The sequence below is a fragment of the Ruegeria sp. HKCCA5426 genome (assembly GCF_013034585.1).
Lineage (GTDB): Bacteria > Pseudomonadota > Alphaproteobacteria > Rhodobacterales > Rhodobacteraceae > Ruegeria.
Window position 1 is genome coordinate 72,987 of sequence record NZ_WQGH01000001.1, and the last position, 16,290, is coordinate 89,276.

14 protein-coding genes and 1 pseudogene are annotated in these 16,290 nt (G+C 57.8%); 9 read left to right on the forward strand and 6 right to left on the reverse strand.

Features of this window, described 5'->3' with window-relative positions:
• Nucleotides 1–16: 16 nt before the first annotated feature.
• Both GOV87_RS00355 and GOV87_RS00360 read right to left on the reverse strand, forming a co-directional pair.
• Entirely contained in the window at nucleotides 17–2,257 is a 2,241-nt protein-coding gene (locus GOV87_RS00355) for a molybdopterin cofactor-binding domain-containing protein (RefSeq protein WP_171210446.1), read from the reverse strand.
• Nucleotides 2,258–2,260: 3 nt separating this feature from the next.
• On the reverse strand, nucleotides 2,261–2,725 hold the full coding sequence (locus GOV87_RS00360) for a (2Fe-2S)-binding protein (RefSeq protein ID WP_171210447.1): 465 nt from the start codon (nucleotides 2,723–2,725) through the stop codon (nucleotides 2,261–2,263).
• Between the two features lie 82 nt (nucleotides 2,726–2,807).
• Between GOV87_RS00360 and GOV87_RS00365 the strand changes: the two genes are divergently transcribed.
• Nucleotides 2,808–3,401 (forward strand): TetR/AcrR family transcriptional regulator, encoded by a 594-nt coding sequence (locus GOV87_RS00365; RefSeq protein ID WP_254447284.1) that lies wholly within the window; start codon nucleotides 2,808–2,810, stop codon nucleotides 3,399–3,401.
• Here GOV87_RS00365 and kynU read toward each other — a convergent pair.
• A complete protein-coding gene (gene kynU, locus GOV87_RS00370; protein WP_171210448.1) occupies nucleotides 3,394–4,587 on the reverse strand; it encodes a kynureninase in 1,194 nt (397 codons plus the stop codon). The two genes, GOV87_RS00365 and kynU, sit on opposite strands and share 8 nt — an antisense overlap.
• Nucleotides 4,588–4,782: 195 nt before the next feature.
• On the opposite strand from kynU, the gene GOV87_RS00375 reads away from it, so the two are divergent.
• The 7 genes and pseudogenes from GOV87_RS00375 to GOV87_RS00405 all read left to right on the forward strand — a co-directional run bounded on the left by GOV87_RS00375 (nucleotide 4,783) and on the right by GOV87_RS00405 (nucleotide 12,720).
• Nucleotides 4,783–5,232, forward strand: a complete 450-nt coding sequence (locus GOV87_RS00375) for an isoprenylcysteine carboxylmethyltransferase family protein (RefSeq protein WP_171210449.1) — start codon at nucleotides 4,783–4,785, stop codon at nucleotides 5,230–5,232.
• Between the two features lie 131 nt (nucleotides 5,233–5,363).
• Nucleotides 5,364–6,935: a Re/Si-specific NAD(P)(+) transhydrogenase subunit alpha gene (locus tag GOV87_RS00380; protein ID WP_171123554.1), complete on the forward strand. Its 1,572-nt coding sequence runs from the start codon at nucleotides 5,364–5,366 to the stop codon at nucleotides 6,933–6,935.
• Between the two features lie 13 nt (nucleotides 6,936–6,948).
• On the forward strand, nucleotides 6,949–8,400 hold the full coding sequence (locus GOV87_RS00385) for an NAD(P)(+) transhydrogenase (Re/Si-specific) subunit beta (protein WP_171122574.1): 1,452 nt from the start codon (nucleotides 6,949–6,951) through the stop codon (nucleotides 8,398–8,400).
• Nucleotides 8,401–8,561: 161 nt separating this feature from the next.
• Nucleotides 8,562–8,918: a VOC family protein gene (locus GOV87_RS00390; RefSeq protein ID WP_171120739.1), complete on the forward strand. Its 357-nt coding sequence runs from the start codon at nucleotides 8,562–8,564 to the stop codon at nucleotides 8,916–8,918.
• Nucleotides 8,919–9,026: 108 nt separating this feature from the next.
• Nucleotides 9,027–10,304 carry a DUF3422 family protein gene (locus GOV87_RS00395; protein ID WP_171210450.1) on the forward strand — a complete coding sequence of 426 codons (1,278 nt, stop codon included), beginning with the start codon at nucleotides 9,027–9,029 and terminating at the stop codon, nucleotides 10,302–10,304.
• A gap of 69 nt (nucleotides 10,305–10,373) precedes the next feature.
• Entirely contained in the window at nucleotides 10,374–11,516 is a 1,143-nt protein-coding gene (locus GOV87_RS00400) for an MFS transporter (RefSeq protein WP_371813442.1), read from the forward strand.
• Between the two features lie 40 nt (nucleotides 11,517–11,556).
• Nucleotides 11,557–12,720 (forward strand): annotated as a pseudogene (locus tag GOV87_RS00405) (M20 aminoacylase family protein).
• 46 nt (nucleotides 12,721–12,766) lie between these two features.
• On the opposite strand, the gene GOV87_RS00410 reads toward GOV87_RS00405, so the two are convergent.
• Both GOV87_RS00410 and moaA read right to left on the reverse strand, forming a co-directional pair.
• A complete protein-coding gene (locus GOV87_RS00410) occupies nucleotides 12,767–14,089 on the reverse strand; it encodes a 3-deoxy-D-manno-octulosonic acid transferase (RefSeq protein ID WP_171210451.1) in 1,323 nt (440 codons plus the stop codon).
• Between the two features lies 1 nt (nucleotide 14,090).
• On the reverse strand, nucleotides 14,091–15,101 hold the full coding sequence (gene moaA / locus GOV87_RS00415; RefSeq protein ID WP_171122585.1) for a GTP 3',8-cyclase MoaA: 1,011 nt from the start codon (nucleotides 15,099–15,101) through the stop codon (nucleotides 14,091–14,093).
• 90 nt (nucleotides 15,102–15,191) lie between these two features.
• On the opposite strand from moaA, the gene GOV87_RS00420 reads away from it, so the two are divergent.
• The gene (locus GOV87_RS00420) at nucleotides 15,192–15,614 is read left to right on the forward strand and encodes a hypothetical protein (protein WP_171210452.1); all 423 of its coding nucleotides are present in this window, start codon (nucleotides 15,192–15,194) and stop codon (nucleotides 15,612–15,614) included.
• Here the strand turns inward: GOV87_RS00420 and GOV87_RS00425 are convergent.
• Nucleotides 15,602–16,285: a DNA alkylation repair protein gene (locus GOV87_RS00425; protein ID WP_171122589.1), complete on the reverse strand. Its 684-nt coding sequence runs from the start codon at nucleotides 16,283–16,285 to the stop codon at nucleotides 15,602–15,604. The two genes, GOV87_RS00420 and GOV87_RS00425, sit on opposite strands and share 13 nt — an antisense overlap.
• Between the last annotated feature and the right edge of the window lie 5 nt (nucleotides 16,286–16,290).

The following is a 16,290-nucleotide window of genomic DNA, read 5'->3' on the forward strand; positions in this document are numbered from 1 at the left end:
GACCGGCGCAACGCGATCAAACCAGCAGATTGAACTGATTGATCAGGGGTAGCGTCCGCGCGCGTTCACCTGTCAGGTCAAAAAGCGCATTTCCCAAAGCTGGCATGGACGGAGGTGTTCCAGGTTCACCAACACCACCCAGACGCGGGTTGGTTTCAAGAACCCGAATTTCGGTGAGCGGAGCGTTGTGCATCCGCAGGGCGTCATAGTCGGGGAAGTTGTACTGTTCGACTTCACCGTCCGAGAAAGTAATCTCGCCCGTTACCGCCGCCGACAGTCCATAGATCATGCCGCCGACCATCTGTGCCTTGACTGTGCCAGGGTCAAGCGCGAGGCCGACGTCACAGGCGATCCACGCCTTAGCGATGCGGATGGTGCCATCTTCGTCAACAACTTCGATCACTTGTGCGACCGGTGTCCCAAAGCTGTAGGTCATCGCAACGCCGCGCCCGACGCCATCGGGGGTCTGGCCGGTCCAGCCGGACATGTCCTTGACGGCCTGCAGAACACCTGCGCTGGGCGCGTGTTCGCCCTTGGCCAGTTCCAGACGAAACTCCAGCGGGTCACGTCCTGCGGCATGGGCCATCTCATCCATGAACGTCTCGTGGAAGAAACCGTTGTGGCTGTTGCCGACCGAGCGCCAGAACCCCACCGGCACGTCCAGATCGGCAATGTGACCGCTGATGCGATAATTCGGCACCGCATAAGGTTGGTTGAACAGACCTTCGACCAGCACCTTGTCGGGGCCGCCGCCCGGCATACCGGTATACCGCTCGACGGCCTGCTGGGTGCAGGATTGGGCCGCAACCTTGCCGTCGATCAGGACCGCTGTACCATCCTTGACCGCACCCCGCATCCGCGCCAGCGCGCCGGGGCGATAGAAATCGTGGCGCATATCTTCTTCGCGGCTCCAGGTGGTCTGGACCGGAACGTTGGGCATGGCCATCGCGACCTTGGTGGCAATCTCGGCAAAGTCCAACTCTCCGCGCCGCCCAAAGCCGCCGCCCAGATAGGTGGTGTGAATTTCGACGGCATCCTTGTCCAGATTGGCGGTGTTTGCGGCGCGGATCAGCAACAGGGTCGGGGCCTGATTACCGCACCACAGGTCCAGCTTGGTGCCGGTGAACAGCGCGGTGGCGTTCATCGGCTCCATCGTGGAATGCGCCAGATAGGGCACGCGGTATTCGGCGGTGATCTCGGTCGCGCCGTCGGGCAACACGTCCACATCGCCATCGTCCCGCATGGTTGAGTTTGGCGCGTCGTCAAACGCCTGGGCGATGGTGGTGAACAGGTCTTCGGTCTCGGACGGGTAGGGGGCGTCAGCCCAATCAACGTCGATCGCCTCGACCGCCTGAATAGCCAGCCATGTGTTGGTGGCGACAACCGCCACTCCATTGCCCAGATCCACGACTTTTTCAACGCCGGGCATGGACTGGGCCGCGCTGGCATCAAAGCCGTTCATCTCGCCGCCCAGCTTGGGATTCATCCGAACCGAAGCGAATTTCAGACCTTCGGGGCGCACGTCTATGCCGAACTCGGCGGTGCCGGTGGATTTACCTACGATATCCACGCGCGGCAGATTCTGCCCCAGCAGACGCCAGTCCGACGGATCGCGCAGTTCCGCATGAGGCGGGTCGATCCGGCCTGCGGCTTCGGCCAGTTCCGTATAGGGGATGCGTGTGCCATCCGGTGCGATCACCACGCCCGCTTCGGTTTTCAACTGCGCACGGTCAACGCCCAACCGGTCCGCCGCCGCTTGTTTCAATGTTTCCCGCGCGGTTGCTCCCGCCTCGCGCATACGCTCAAATCCGTCTTTCATCGAGGTCGAGCCGCCGGTGACTTGCAAGCTGAGGGTTTTGCCGAGGATACCAAGGGCTTCACCCAGATTGTGCTGGAAGTCGGAGATGTCATATCCCTTGTTCGGCAGACCTTCGCCAACCAGAGCAGAGTTATAGTAGGCTGCCGCAGCAGGACCATGCAGAACGCGGATATCGTCCATCTCGACGTCCAGTTCTTCTGCGATCAGGGCAGCCCAGGTGGTCATCACGCCCTGTCCCATCTCGGCGCGTGGGGCGAACAAGGTCACGCCCTGCTGGTCAATCAGGATAAACGGGCTGAGTGCGGTTTCACCTTTTGTCGGCTTCAGCGGGTTCGCTACTGGGCGGGTAACGTAATACGCACCAAATGCAACGCCGCCGACGATAGCTGCCGAACCGATCAGGAATGTTCGGCGAAAGATTTTACCAACAGATGCCATTGCTCACGCCTCCTTCAACTTGGAAGCCGCATCGTGGATTGCGGCCCGGATGCGTGGATAGGTTCCACAACGACACAGGTTGCCCTGCATCGCGTCGTCGATGTCAGCATCTGTCGGAGAGGGGTTCTCGGCCAGCAAGGCCGCCGCTTGCATGATCTGACCCGATTGGCAGTAACCGCATTGCGCAACCTGATGGTCGACCCAGGCTTGCTGGATCTTGGCCATCGAGTCCGGAGTGCCGAGACCTTCGATGGTTGTTACGTCGCCCCAGACATCAGACAACGCTACCTGACAGGACCGCACGGCCTCGCCGTCGATATGGACAGTACAGGCTCCACAGGCGGCAACACCGCAGCCAAATTTGGTACCGGTCAGGCCGACCTCATCCCTCAGAACCCAAAGCAGGGGAACATCGTCAGGCAAATCCACCTGATACGACGTACCGTTAACGTTCAAATTGGTCGCCATGGTGTTCCCCTCTTGGCTTTGCTGACGTGCTGACATATTTAATACGAGATGTCAGTCAGTCAACTGACAAATGAAACAAAAAATGTCAAAGGTTCACATGAGAGACTTTGCGCTCGACGAAAAAACCCGGGCTATCCTTGAATCCGCTCTGCGGGTCTTTTCGACCTATGGATTCAAGAAGACCTCGATGGATGACATAGCAAAAGGTGCGGGGATGTCGCGCCCAGCTTTGTACCTGTACTTCGAGAACAAAGAAGCCATTCTGCGAAAACTGACAGAGCTGCACTACGAGGAAAAGAAAGCAGCCGTTGCCAAGGCGCTGAATGCGGACGGTCCGGTGTCACAGGTTTTCGGAAACGCGATCCGCGTTCAGACGGACGGGATGGCAGAGATCATGTCTTCAGCACATGGGCTCGAACTGCTGGACGCGGGTATTTCCATGGCATCTGACATTGTCACGCAAGGCGAGGCGCGGTTGCTGGAGCTTTACGCGAACTGGCTTGAACGCGAGGTGGAAAACGGGCGGATACGCCTGTTCGACAGCCCGCGAGAAACGGCCAGAATGATTGGCGCTGCTCTGCGCGGTAACAAGATCGCCGCCACGGATTACCAGCAGTTCGACCGCATGAACTTGAACTTTGCCACGATTGTCGGAGCTGGGCTTGCGCTCAGGTAACCCGCTGGCGTTTCTTGTATTCCGGGGTGTCCCACAACCGGTTCGCCATAATATCGGCCAGAATGTCCACCGCGCGTTCAACATCCTGCTCGTCGATAAATAACGGCGTAAATCCGAACCGCATGATGTCGGGCGCACGAAAATCTCCGATAACTCCGCGGGCGATGAGCGCCTGCATAGCCGCATAGCCTTCTTCAAAGCGGAATGAGACCTGGCTGCCGCGCTGCTTTGCGTCGCGCGGACTGGCAAGGCGCAGCTCGGGGCAGGTGGCTTCGACCCGGTTGATAAACAATTCAGTCAGCGCGATGGACTTGGCGCGCACGTCTGCCATGTCAGCCATGTCCCAGATATCCATTGCAGCGGACAGGGCGGTCATCTGGATGATCGGAGGGGTGCCTACCCGCATTCTCTCGATCCCGCTGCCAGGGCGATAATCGAGATCGAAGGAAAAGGGGGCCTCATGCCCAAGCCAGCCTGACAGCGCTGGGCGAACACGGTCAGTCAGGCGTGGTGCAACGTAGATGAACGCAGGCGCTCCCGGGCCGCCATTGAGGTATTTGTAGGTGCATCCCACCGCAAAGTCGGCATTGCAGCCAGACAAGTCCACAGGAATTGCCCCGGCAGAGTGGGCCAGATCCCAGACCGTGATGGTTCCGTTGGCGTGTGCAAGTTCCGTCAGCGCCTTCATGTCGTGCATCCGGCCCGACCGGTAATCGACTTCGGTCAGCATCAAAACGGCCACGTCCTCGGTGATGTTCGCAGCCACATCCTCGGGTGCGACAACGCGCAATTCATAGTCCGGCCCCAAAGAGCGCAGCAGCCCGTCCACCATATAAAGGTCGGATGGGAAGTTGCCTTTGTCCGACAGCACGACCTTGCGATCCGGGCACAGTTCCAGCGCCGATGCCACTGCCTGATAGACTTTGATCGACAATGTGTCGCCGGTTACAACGCTGCCGGGCTCTGCTCCGATCAGTCGGCCGATGCGATCGCCCAATCCGATCGGAAACCCCATCCATCCGGCCTTGTTCCAGCCGGTGATCAGCATCTTACCCCATTCTTCGGTCATCATCTCAGCAACTCGCGACGTCGCTGCCTTGGGTACGGGGCCCAGCGAATTGCCGTCCAGATACACCACGCCATCCGGCAGGTCGAACATAACCTTGGTTGCTTTGAAGTCAGTCATTGGCGGGCCTTCGTCTTTGTGTGTCGACCAAGGGCTAGCCCATCCGACCTTGTCTGTCTATCGGCGTCGGTGAGGGTGAAAGGTGAGATAAATTTCCTGCGACTTTCTGCGATTTTGCGATTCCTGTCGGAAAGCGATAGATCATCATGCAAAAGCGACATTTAGCCTCGCTACCGAGCAGAAAGTTACTTAACCATGCGCAAAATTGACATACCTCCGGTCTGGTTGTTGGGCTGCGCGGTTCTGGCGTGGCTACAGGCCCGATACCTGTCGATGGGATTGTCGCTGGACGGTGGCTTTACGGATTTGCTGAGCGGCATTCTGATCGGAGGCGGGCTTATCCTTATCCTGCTTGCCATTACCGAGTTCCGCAAACACCGGACAACAGTTATCCCGCATGAAACGCCCAGTTCGTTGATTCAAAGCGGTATTTTCAAACGCAGCCGCAATCCGATCTACTTGGGTGACGTTCTGATTCTGACGGGGCTGCTTCTGCGCTTTGATGCAGTTTTATCGCTGGCACTGATACCTGTTTTTGTCTGGCTGCTGGAACGGCGTTTTATTCTGCCCGAAGAAGATAGAATGCGCAGAACGTTCCGCGCAGACTTCGCGCGATACGAGCGTAGCACGCGCCGATGGATCTGAGGACTCACGTAAAATGACACCACGTTAATATTGCTGCGCTTGCGAAATAATATTGCGCAGGATACATGGATGCTTGATGAACAATACCGACCACCCGCTCAATGTGAGTGAAAATTAGGGGGATAATGCCGGTGAAGATAGGAACACCAAAAGAGATTATGGACGGTGAAAACCGGGTCGCGATGACTCCGGACTCAGCCGTTCAGCTTCAAAAACTGGGCTATGACTGTGCCATTGAAACCGGTGCGGGTGCTGCGGCTGGATTCTCGGATGCAGCCTATGAAGCCGCAGGCGTTGAGATTGTCAAAACCGCTGCGGCCCTATGGAAGGCGGCGGATATTGTTGCCAAGGTACGTCAGCCGAATGAAACTGAGCTGAAGCGCCTGACCAAGGGCAAGACCTTGATTTCGTTCTTCAACCCGGCGGGCAATGAAGAAGGGATGGAACTGGCCAAGTCCAAGGGCGCGAACGTGATCGCCATGGAAATGGTTCCGCGTATTTCGCGTGCGCAGAAGATGGATGCACTGTCCTCGATGGCGAACATCGCGGGTTACCGTGCCGTGATCGAGGCCGGCAACAACTTTGGCCGTTTCTTCACCGGTCAGGTCACAGCTGCGGGTAAAGTCCCGCCTGCGAAGGTGCTGATCGTTGGTGCCGGTGTGGCCGGTCTGGCCGCGATCGGCACGTCGACCTCGCTGGGTGCGATCACCTATGCGTTCGACGTGCGCCCCGAAGTGGCCGAGCAGGTCGAATCCATGGGTGCCGAGTTCGTTTATCTGGACTTTGAAGAGCAGCAGCAGGATGGCGCAGCCACCGGCGGCTATGCGTCGGTCCAGTCCGAAGAATTCCGCAACGCGCAGCTTGCCAAGTTCCGTGAACTGGCCCCTGAAATGGACATCGTGATCACCACCGCGCTGATCCCGAACCGCGAAGCGCCCGAGCTTTGGACCAAAGATATGGTCGAAAGCATGAAGCCGGGTTCGGTTATCGTTGACCTTGCGGCGGAAAAGGGCGGCAACTGTAAGCTGACCGTCGCGGATGAGAAGATCGTGACCGACAATGGCGTGACGATCATCGGCTATACCGACTTCCCCAGCCGGATGGCGGCGCAGTCTTCGTCGCTTTATGCGACCAATATCCGTCACATGATGTCGGACCTGACGCCCGAGAAGGACGGTCAGATCAATCACGACATGGAAGACGACGTGATCCGCGGCTCGACCGTAACGTTTGAGGGTGAGATCACCTTCCCGCCGCCACCGCCGAAAGTGCAGGCCATCGCGGCGCAGAAAAAGCCCGAGGTCAAAGAACTGACCCCGGAAGAGAAGAAGGCGCAGGAGATTGCGGCGTTCAAGGCGCAGACCAAACAGCAGTTCACCCTGCTGGGTGTCGGCGGCGCGCTGATGCTGCTGGTTGGTCTGGTCGCTCCGGCCAGCTTCATGCAGCACTTTATCGTGTTTGTGCTGGCCGTGTTCGTGGGCTTCCAGGTTATCTGGGGCGTGGCACACAGCTTGCACACCCCGCTGATGGCGATCACGAACGCGATCTCGTCGATCATTATCGTTGGGGCGCTTATGCAGATCGGGTCGGGTTCGTTCCTGGTCATTCTGCTGGCGGCGTTGTCTGTCTTTATGGCCGGGATCAACATCTTCGGCGGCTTTCTTGTCACCCGGCGCATGCTCGCCATGTTCCAGAAATCTTAAGGAGGCCGGGTAGATGATTGGCTTCACCACTGCCGCTTATGTTGTCGCGGCTGTCCTTTTCATCCTGTCTCTGGGCGGGTTGTCGAACCAGGAAAGCGCCAAACGCGCTGTCTGGTACGGCATTGTCGGTATGGCGCTGGCGGTTTTCGCCACGCTGGTTGGTCCGGGTTCCGGCCTGTGGCTGCTGTCGCTGTTGCTGATCGCAGGTGGCGGTCTGATTGGTTCCTACGTGGCCAAACGCGTGCAGATGACCGAGATGCCGCAGCTTGTGGCCGCGATGCACTCGCTGGTGGGTCTGGCGGCTGTGTTCGTTGGTTTCAACGCGCATTTTGAGATCGGCAACGTTGCGCAGGTCATGGCGATTGCTGACAGCGCGAAAGAGGCGGACCTGTCCGATCTGGGCGCATTTGCCAAGCTGATCGCCAAGAAAACGGCGGCGGAACTAACCATCCTGCATGTGGAACTGTTCCTGGGTATCTTCATCGGTGCGATCACCTTTACCGGTTCTGTCGTGGCTTATGGCAAGCTGGCGGGCAAAGTGACATCTGCGGCGACCAAGCTGCCTGGCGGTCATGCGCTGAACGCGGCGGCGGCGGGTCTCTCGCTGATCTGTCTGATCTGGTACACCGCGTCGGGTGGTCTGTTCCCGCTGATCCTGATGACGCTGGCGGCGCTGTTCATCGGCTATCACCTGATCATGGGTATTGGTGGTGCGGATATGCCGGTGGTTGTGTCGATGCTAAACTCGTATTCGGGTTGGGCTGCGGCAGCGATTGGTTTCAGCCTTGGCAACGACCTGCTGATCGTGGTCGGTGCGCTGGTCGGATCGTCGGGTGCGATCCTGTCCTACATCATGTGTAAGGCGATGAACCGGCACTTTGTCAGCGTGATCCTGGGCGGCTTTGGCGGCACCTCGGGCCCGCAGATGGAAGTTGAGGGCGAGCAGGTGGCGATTGACGCCGATGGCGTGGCCGCTGCTTTGAATGACGCTGACAGTGTGATCATCATTCCAGGTTATGGTATGGCGGTTGCGCAGGCACAGCAGTCGGTTTCCGAACTGGTCCGCAAGCTGCGTGCCAAGGGCAAAGAGGTGCGTTTTGCGATCCACCCCGTTGCGGGTCGATTGCCGGGTCACATGAACGTGCTGCTGGCCGAGGCGAAGGTGCCTTATGACATCGTTCTGGAAATGGATGAGATCAACGAGGACTTCCCGGAAACGGATGTGGCCATCGTAATCGGCTCGAACGACATCGTGAACCCTGCGGCGCAGGAAGACCCCAACAGCCCGATTGCCGGGATGCCGGTTCTGGAATGCTGGAAGGCCAAGCAGGTGTTTGTGTCCAAACGTGGTCAGGGAACTGGCTATTCGGGCATCGAAAATCCGCTGTTCTTCAAAGAGAACACGCGCATGTTTTATGGCGACGCGAAGGCTTCGTTGGACAAGCTGCTGCCGATGATCGACTGATCTATCCTTATAGGTAGATTGGAAAGGGCGCCGATGGGCGCCCTTTTCTTTTTGGTGAATGATGGGGGGCTTTGCCCCCCACACCCCAGGATATTTCTGGCCAGATGAAGCGGGCGAGATGTGGTATCTTTGGGGAGAAGGTATTCGCGAATGGGTAGGTTTTGCAGAAAGTAAATGGCATAGGCGGCGTGTTCTTTCGCGCTCGTGATCCGGAGGCGCTTGGACGGTGGTATGAAGAGCATCTTGGTGTGAACCAGCTCAACCCGCTGCCTTGGAAACAGAGTGCCGGGTATACGGTCTTTGCGCCATTCGCGCAGGATACGGATTATTTCGGGCGCACCGAACAGCAATGGATGATAAATTTTCGAGTGGACGATTTGGGCGCGATGATCGCGCAGCTTGAGGTCGCTGGAATCCCTGTGGAGACTCGGGCCGAATGGGACAGCGAGGTCGGAAAATTCGCCAGACTTCACGACCCCGAGGGCAACCCGATCGAGCTGTGGCAACCAAATCAATGAGATAGCGGATTTGTATACCGTTGTATCCTTGTAAGCATATGAAATAAAAAGAGAATTGATGTATTTTTGAGGTGTCGTATAGTGCGCTGGTCAGACCCGGAGCCCAGAATGACGCCTATCGATGATCATCCGCTGCGCTATGCGCTGGCCAACGAACTGCATGCGCGCCCATTTCCGGTGGCATCGACGCCCTGCACGGTGGTGTTTCTGGCCATAAAGAAAACTACTGAAGCTGTCGGGCGGGATCGGCACGAAGATATGGTGCATTTGATCAATCTGCTGGATCGCCATGGCGCGCCGCATCCGCAGCCTGAGGCCACCCATTATGCGGGTCAGATTGGCCGTCATTGGCTCAAATGGGAGCAGCATACCGAGTTTGTGACTTATACTGCGATCACGCAGAATGTCAGCGACCGTGCCTTCAATCCTGCCGATTTTGAGGTGTTTCCACAGGACTGGTTGATGGCAAGTCCGGGTCAGCGTGTTACCTCGGCCATGACGCGGGTGGTGGACCTGGAAAGCGATGCGGCGGCCAAGGACGCCTTGGCCGATTGGTTCGAACCGGAAAGTCTTGCTGTGGCTAGAGTATTGGATGATGCGGCCATATGCGCGAGCGACTTCCGGATTGATCCGGCTGGACATATGCGCTTTGCGCTGTTTGTGAACAAAGGCACCGGGCGGCGTAGGACGGGGCGGATCATTCAGCGCCTGTGCGAGATCGAAACATACAAGGCGATGTCGATGCTGGGTTTTGCCCGCGTCAAGCAATTGACGCCCCGGATTGGTGAGTTGGACGCGCAACTTACCAATTTGATGGGGCAGATGACCGACAATTCGGCCCATCCTGACGAGCTTTTGCCGGACCTGCTTGCCACGTCGATTGAGCTGGAGACATTGTCTGCCCGGTGTTCGTTTCGGTTCGGTGCAACGGGCGCATATGAAGCCATCGTCAATCAACGCATCGAGGTGTTGCGCGAGCAGAGGTTTGAGGGTCGTCAGAGCTTTGCCGATTTCATGATGCGGCGCTATGACCCCGCGATCCGCACCGTGAAGTCGACTGAGCGGCGCTTGCAGGCCCTGTCGGATCGGGCCATCCGCGCAGGAGAGCTGTTGCGGACCCGGGTGGATGTGGAACGCAGTGCGCAGAATCAAGCGCTGTTGGAAAGTATGGACCGTCGCGCTGATCTGGCCCTGCGTTTGCAGCACACGGTCGAGGGGTTGTCGGTGGTTGCCATCAGCTATTATGCGGTCTCGTTGGTCAGCTACCTTTTGTATCCTTTGACCAAGGCCGGGATAAGCAAAGGTATGCTGACGGCGATTGTCACGATCCCAGTTGTGCTGACCGTTTGGTTCGCGATCCGGCAAATTCGCAGGCGGTTGGAGTAAACCTCGTTTGCCATTCAGTGTCTTGTCTGTAGTACTGACCGAGGCAGGCGGAGAGCTGAGGGTAGACCGGTGATTGGAATCGTAGCCGCATGGCGGGCTGTAGCCGCCATGTTCATCCTGAATGGTGCGTTGTTTGGCATATGGGCGTCCCGTATCCCCGCGGTAAGGGACAGGCTAGACCTGACGCACGAGGCTTTGGGCCTTGGCTTGCTGTTCATGGCGGCTGGGGCCGTTTATTCCTTTCCTATAACCGGTCGTTTGACGGATAAGTTTGGGGCGGTGTCCATCACGCGAGTCATCGCGGTTCTCTACACGCTTTCGCTGGTTCTGTTGGCTGTTGCCGGTAGTTTTTGGGCGCTGGCGGCCTTTTTATTCATATTCGGGGCGTTTCACGGGTCGATGGACGTCGCGATGAACGCATGGGCTGCTGAAGTTGAACAAGCCTATGACAAGCCCGTCATGTCTTCGTTTCACGCGATGTGGAGCCTTGGGGCCGGGCTGGGTGCGCTGAGTGGGTACGGTGCCGTGCAGCTTGGTATGACTGTAATGCAGCACTTTCTTCTGGCGGGCGGCGTCGTGGTTGGTTTGGCGCTGGTTTTGTCTTGGGTGCGCTGGACGTCGCGCAGGGCGGCTTCGCCCGGCGGGGCGGTTTTTGCCCTGCCATCCGGGGCACTGATCCTTGTCGGATTCACAGCCTTGTGCGGTGCATTGGGCGAGGGCGCGGTTGCAGACTGGAGCGCGATTTTCCTGCGGGACGTGACGGGCGCAGCCGAGAGTATCGCGGCCTTGGGGTACGCTGTATTCTCAGTCACCATGGTCGCCTTTCGGTTGGCCGGAGGCGTTGTCATCGCCCGGTTTGGGCCTGTTGCGACGGCCAGATTTGGTGGCGTGTGCGCGGCATTGGGTGTTCTGGGCGTCGTTTCGGCGGTGCAGCCCCAATTGGCGCTGGCAGGCTTTGCACTGATGGGCATCGGTTATGCAGTCATTATGCCCTTAGCGTTCAGCCGAGCGGCCAACGATCCATATGTCCCGCCCGGCCAAGCCATCGCAAGCGTGGCCACATTGGGATATGGCGGGTTGTTGATTGGGCCTCCGCTTATTGGGTTTTTGGCAGAGATGCTTACATTGCGGTTGGCGTTTATGGCCCTGCTTCCGCTTGCAATCATGATAGTTATCTTGTCCGGTGCGTTACGACCTGCTGCGCTGGATTGACCGCCAAGAGCAGGGAACAAGAACAATACGGGAGGTTGACATGCCGATAAAGAACCGGTTCGCGGAACTGCAAAACGAAATCACCGAGTGGCGGCGTGATATCCACCAGAATCCCGAAATTCTGTTCGAAACCCATCGCACCAGTGCTTTGGTCGCGGAAAAGCTGAGGGAATTTGGCTGTGACGAGGTCGTGACCGGGATCGGGCGCACGGGTGTCGTGGGCATCATCAAAGGCAAGGTCGATACAAAGGGCAAGGTGATCGGATTGCGGGCTGATATGGACGCGCTGCCGATTCATGAGGCGACGGGGCTGAACTAGGCGTCCAAGACCGAGGGCGCCATGCATGCCTGCGGGCACGACGGTCATACGGCGATGCTGTTGGGGGCGGCGAAATACCTCTCGGAGACGCGAAATTTTGATGGCACTGTCGTTATCATCTTTCAGCCCGCCGAAGAGGGCGGCGGTGGTGGTCGTGAGATGTGCGAAGACGGGATGATGGACCGCTGGGGCATTCAGGAAGTTTATGGGATGCATAACTGGCCCGGACGTCCGGTCGGAAGCTTTGCCATACGCCCGGGTGCCTTTTTTGCAGCGACCGACCAGTTTGATATCATATTCGAAGGTAAAGGGGGCCACGCGGCCAAGCCACATGAAACAGTCGATACGACTGTCCTTGCCGCGCAAGCGGTCATGGCCTTGCAAACCATTGCGTCGCGCAATGCTGATCCCATTGATCAGATTGTCGTGTCGGTCACGTCTTTTGAAACGTCTTCGACAGCTTTCAACGTGATCCCGCAGACGGTCAGGTTAAAAGGTACGGTGCGCACGATGAGCGAAGCGATGAGGGGGCTGGCTGAAAAGCGGATCGGTGAAATTTGCAACGGGGTTGCCGCCACATTCGGCGGAGCGGCAGAAGTAACGTATTACCGCGGCTATCCCGTGATGGTGAACAGCGATGAACAAACTGATTTTGCAGCGAATGTCGCGCGATCCGTGGCCGGTGAGTGCGCTGAGGCACCGTTGGTCATGGGGGGCGAGGACTTTGCCTTTATGCTGGAGGAGCGACCGGGGGCTTATATTCTGGTTGGAAACGGCGATTCAGCGGCTGTGCATCACCCGGAATACAATTTCAACGATGAGGCGATTCCTGCCGGTTGCAGTTGGTGGGCAGAGATTGTTGAACAGCGAATGCCCGCTGCGTGAATGGCAGCGTGGGTGGGGGCGCTGCCCCCAAACCCCCGGGATATTTTTAGCCAGATGAAGAGGGATCCTGATGCCGTAGATCAAGCCTGGTACATAGGGTTTCGACGACATCATTCAGGGCCGATTTCTGCGTATTGACGCAGGATTTCGAGGCTGCCCGTGCTGAATTCAGTGCGCTTGGGTCAGATAGCCATTTGTCAACGATAGCTGCCAGTTGCAGGGCAGAGTTTATTTCCACCGCACCTCCGGTTTCGATCAGGGGCGCGAATGTTTCAGCGAAATTGTAATAGCCGGGCCCGGTGATGACTGCAGCGCCGGCTTGTGCGGGTTCGAAGGGATTGTGTCCTCCGATTTCCTTCAATGAGCCGCCAAGGAACACGATGGGGCAGATTGCGTACCACGTGCCGGTTTCCCCTAAAGTGTCTGCCACGTAGATTTGTGTTGTGTCCGTGATTGCTTGGTCAGAGGACCGAAACGCGGCCGTTAGTCCGGTTTGTTTGATAAGGGCGTGAACTTCGTCCCGGCGTTCCGGGTGGCGGGGGATCAGAAGCAATAGCAAGTCGGGGCGTTGTTTGAGCAACTGTGCATGTGCGGCAAGAACGGCGTCTTCCTCGCCCTGATGGGTGGAACTGGCGATCCACACGGGGCGGCCTGAAATCTGGTTTTGGATTTGCGATACTGTGTTCTGGTCAACAGGCAGGGGGTCGGACATAGCCTTGAGGTTGGTGCCTGATTGAACCCGTTCGGGTGCAGCTCCCATTTGGCGCAAGTTTTCGGCCGCCTTGTCATTTTGGGTCAGGAACAGACTGAACTTATCCAGAATGAAACGTGCGGTTGCTGGTCGCTTTTTCCATCCCTCGACAGATTTGTCTGAGAGGCGGGCGTTCAGTAAGGCCAGCGGGATCTTGCGATCTGCACTTTCAACGATGAGCCGGGGCCAGATTTCGCTTTCGACGAAAATACCAGCGTCCGGTCGCCAATGGGTCAGGAAGCGCTGAACGGGTCCGGACGTGTCAAGCGGTGGGAATTGGTGGCGCGTGCGCGGGGGCATCCGCTTTGCGATCAACGCGGCTGAGGTCGGTGTGCCGGACGTTATGAGGAACTCGGCCTGGGGCAAGCGCTGACCCAGGCGTTTGATCAGGGTGATGACGGACAGGGTTTCGCCGACGCTTGCCGCATGAAACCAGATCAGTTGGCCATTTGGTCGCGGCAGGCTTGCATGGCCCAGCCGTTCGTGTTGACGCTCAACCGGGACATCAGCGGCCTGTAGTTTCTTTCGAACCGTCTGCCAAACGATTGGCGCGGCAACGCCGGTCAGGCCGCAATACAGGGTGTATAGCAGCGTCGGCCGTTCTGAATGATCGGGCATGTCAGCCGCCTGTGTGACTCATGTGACGGCTCATCTTTCCGTCGACGGACTGGCGGGAATAGTCGAAATCGTGGCCCTTGGGTTTCAGATTGATGGCCGCGCGGATCGCGTGTTCCAGCGGCTCTTCGGTGTTGGGATGATCCCGAAGTGAGCTGCGCAAGTCGGCCATGTCTTCCTGACCAAGGCACATATACAATTCACCGGTGCAGGTCAGGCGTACACGGTTGCAGCTTTCGCAGAAATTGTGGGACAGCGGTGTAATGAACCCGATTTTCTGTCCGGTTTCCTCTAGCCGTACATAGCGCGCCGGTCCGCCCGTGCGCTCGGCCAAATCAGAGACTGTGTAGTGGTTTTCATACTCTTTGCGCACGTCCTTCAGCGACCAGTACTGATCAAGGCGGTCTTCATTGCCGATATCACCCATGGGCATGACTTCGATCCAGGTTAGATCCATGTCACGCTCGGCGCACCACCGCGTGATTTGGGGAAGTTCCTCTTCGTTGAAACCCTTCAGGGCAACGGCATTGATCTTGATGCGCAGCCCGGCTTTCTGAGCTGCGTCAATGCCTTTTAAGACCTGTTTAAGGCGTCCCCAGCGTGTGATCTGGGCGAATTTGTCCTCGTCCAGCGTATCCAGCGAGATATTCACGCGGCGCACGCCGGCTGCGTAGAGGTCGTCTGCGAAACGATGAAGTTGCGATCCGTTGGTTGTAAGGGTCAGCTCCTTAAGCGCCCCGCTTTCCAGATGGCGTGTCATCGCGTTGAAGAACGCCATGATGTTCCGGCGCACCAAAGGTTCACCCCCTGTGATGCGCAGCTTTTCGACGCCCATGTTGATGAAGGTCGAACACATCCGGTCCAGTTCTTCCAAAGTCAGAAGGTCCTTTTTGGGCAGGAACTTCATGTCTTCGGACATACAATAAACACAGCGAAAGTCGCAGCGGTCCGTGACGGAAACACGCAAGTAGGTGATTGCACGGGCAAACGGGTCGATTAGTGGAGCAGCAGTCATGCACCATAGGTAAAGCGGTGACCCCGCTGCGACAAGGGCGAACTGTGCTTTGGTCTAGATCAGAGGCCGTTGGAACGGTAGATTACCAGTATGAGGATTGCATTTATTGTTTTGTTTGCAGTTGTTGCGGGATGCGACATCGTCCGGTCCACGACAGATCGCGTCTTTGGCGGCGACGGTGAGAAGGCTCAAGCCGAGCCCGAAGCAGTAGAAGTCGCTGACGTAGCTGACCCCGAACCTGTTGCTGTGGCTGCCCCAAGTTGGGTTGGTCCGAAAACCACTGTGGCCAGTCTTGGTGACCCCACAACACCGGGGCGCTGGTTGGAAACACCGCTGGTCGACACCGAATTCACCGGGCGGGTGGTCGTTCCAAGAACTGGCGCTCAGGCCTACATTACGCTGGTGCCTGCTTCTGGGCCGGAAGGCGGGGGCAGCCGTTTGTCGTTGGACGCGATGCGGGCATTGCTGCTGCCTTTCGATGAATTGGTCGAGCTTGAGGTCTACTCAAACTGATCCTTCAGGTACTTTCCGGCCTCTTTGCGCGCAAAGGGTTTCATTGCATCCCCATATGTTTGTAGGAACGCGACAACACGGGATGGGTCGTGCTTGGAAAGCTCGCGCAACCACCATGCGATGGCCTTCTGGATAAACCAATCACGGTCGGGGACATATCCTGCGGCCCAGGTCAAAATACGATCCCGGCGGTCCAGATCATCCGGCTTGGGGTGGTTTTGCTTGGTCCATGGTAGGGTTGCCACCAATGCCGCGCGACGTGTCCACATGTGGTCTGAGGATGTCCAGCCTCCGACCTGATCCAGCCTTTCTGGGTCGGCTGACAGCCGCTTTTGCATGGCCATGCACGCGTGGTCCGCAACGGCCCAGGCATCGAAATCCGGCAACCAGCTTTGCAGTACTTCCCAAGCCGCATCATCCGGCCGAATGCGCGCCTGTGTCAGCAATTTGGCGGCGGCTAAGCGTGCCTCATGAATGTTTGTCTGCCACAGGTCATCGGCCAATTGGACCCGAGAGGCCACGTCAAGGTCTCGCCGCCACGCTTTTGTCAGGTCGTTCAAGATAGGGTTTGCGACCCCTAAATAAGGACGGGCGGCCTTGTGATAGGCCGCCATCTGCGTGGCGCGCTCGGGATCGGCATGTTCTTTGATCTGATCCAGATAGGCGTCCACGGATC

What these genes read in the sequence shown, in the direction of transcription:
- GOV87_RS00375 (WP_171210449.1), top strand. Translation starts at nt 4,783, where the DNA reads ATGCGCAAAATTGACATACCTCCGGTCTGGTTGTTGGGCTGCGCGGTT.
- kynU (WP_171210448.1), bottom strand. Translation starts at nt 4,587, where the DNA reads ATGACTGACTTCAAAGCAACCAAGGTTATGTTCGACCTGCCGGATGGC.
- GOV87_RS00360 (WP_171210447.1), bottom strand. Translation starts at nt 2,725, where the DNA reads ATGGCGACCAATTTGAACGTTAACGGTACGTCGTATCAGGTGGATTTG.
- GOV87_RS00355 (WP_171210446.1), bottom strand. Translation starts at nt 2,257, where the DNA reads ATGGCATCTGTTGGTAAAATCTTTCGCCGAACATTCCTGATCGGTTCG.
- GOV87_RS00385 (WP_171122574.1), top strand. Translation starts at nt 6,949, where the DNA reads ATGATTGGCTTCACCACTGCCGCTTATGTTGTCGCGGCTGTCCTTTTC.
- GOV87_RS00420 (WP_171210452.1), top strand. Translation starts at nt 15,192, where the DNA reads ATGAGGATTGCATTTATTGTTTTGTTTGCAGTTGTTGCGGGATGCGAC.
- GOV87_RS00410 (WP_171210451.1), bottom strand. Translation starts at nt 14,089, where the DNA reads ATGCCCGATCATTCAGAACGGCCGACGCTGCTATACACCCTGTATTGC.
- GOV87_RS00395 (WP_171210450.1), top strand. Translation starts at nt 9,027, where the DNA reads ATGACGCCTATCGATGATCATCCGCTGCGCTATGCGCTGGCCAACGAA.
- GOV87_RS00365 (WP_254447284.1), top strand. Translation starts at nt 2,808, where the DNA reads ATGTCAAAGGTTCACATGAGAGACTTTGCGCTCGACGAAAAAACCCGG.
- moaA (WP_171122585.1), bottom strand. Translation starts at nt 15,101, where the DNA reads ATGACTGCTGCTCCACTAATCGACCCGTTTGCCCGTGCAATCACCTAC.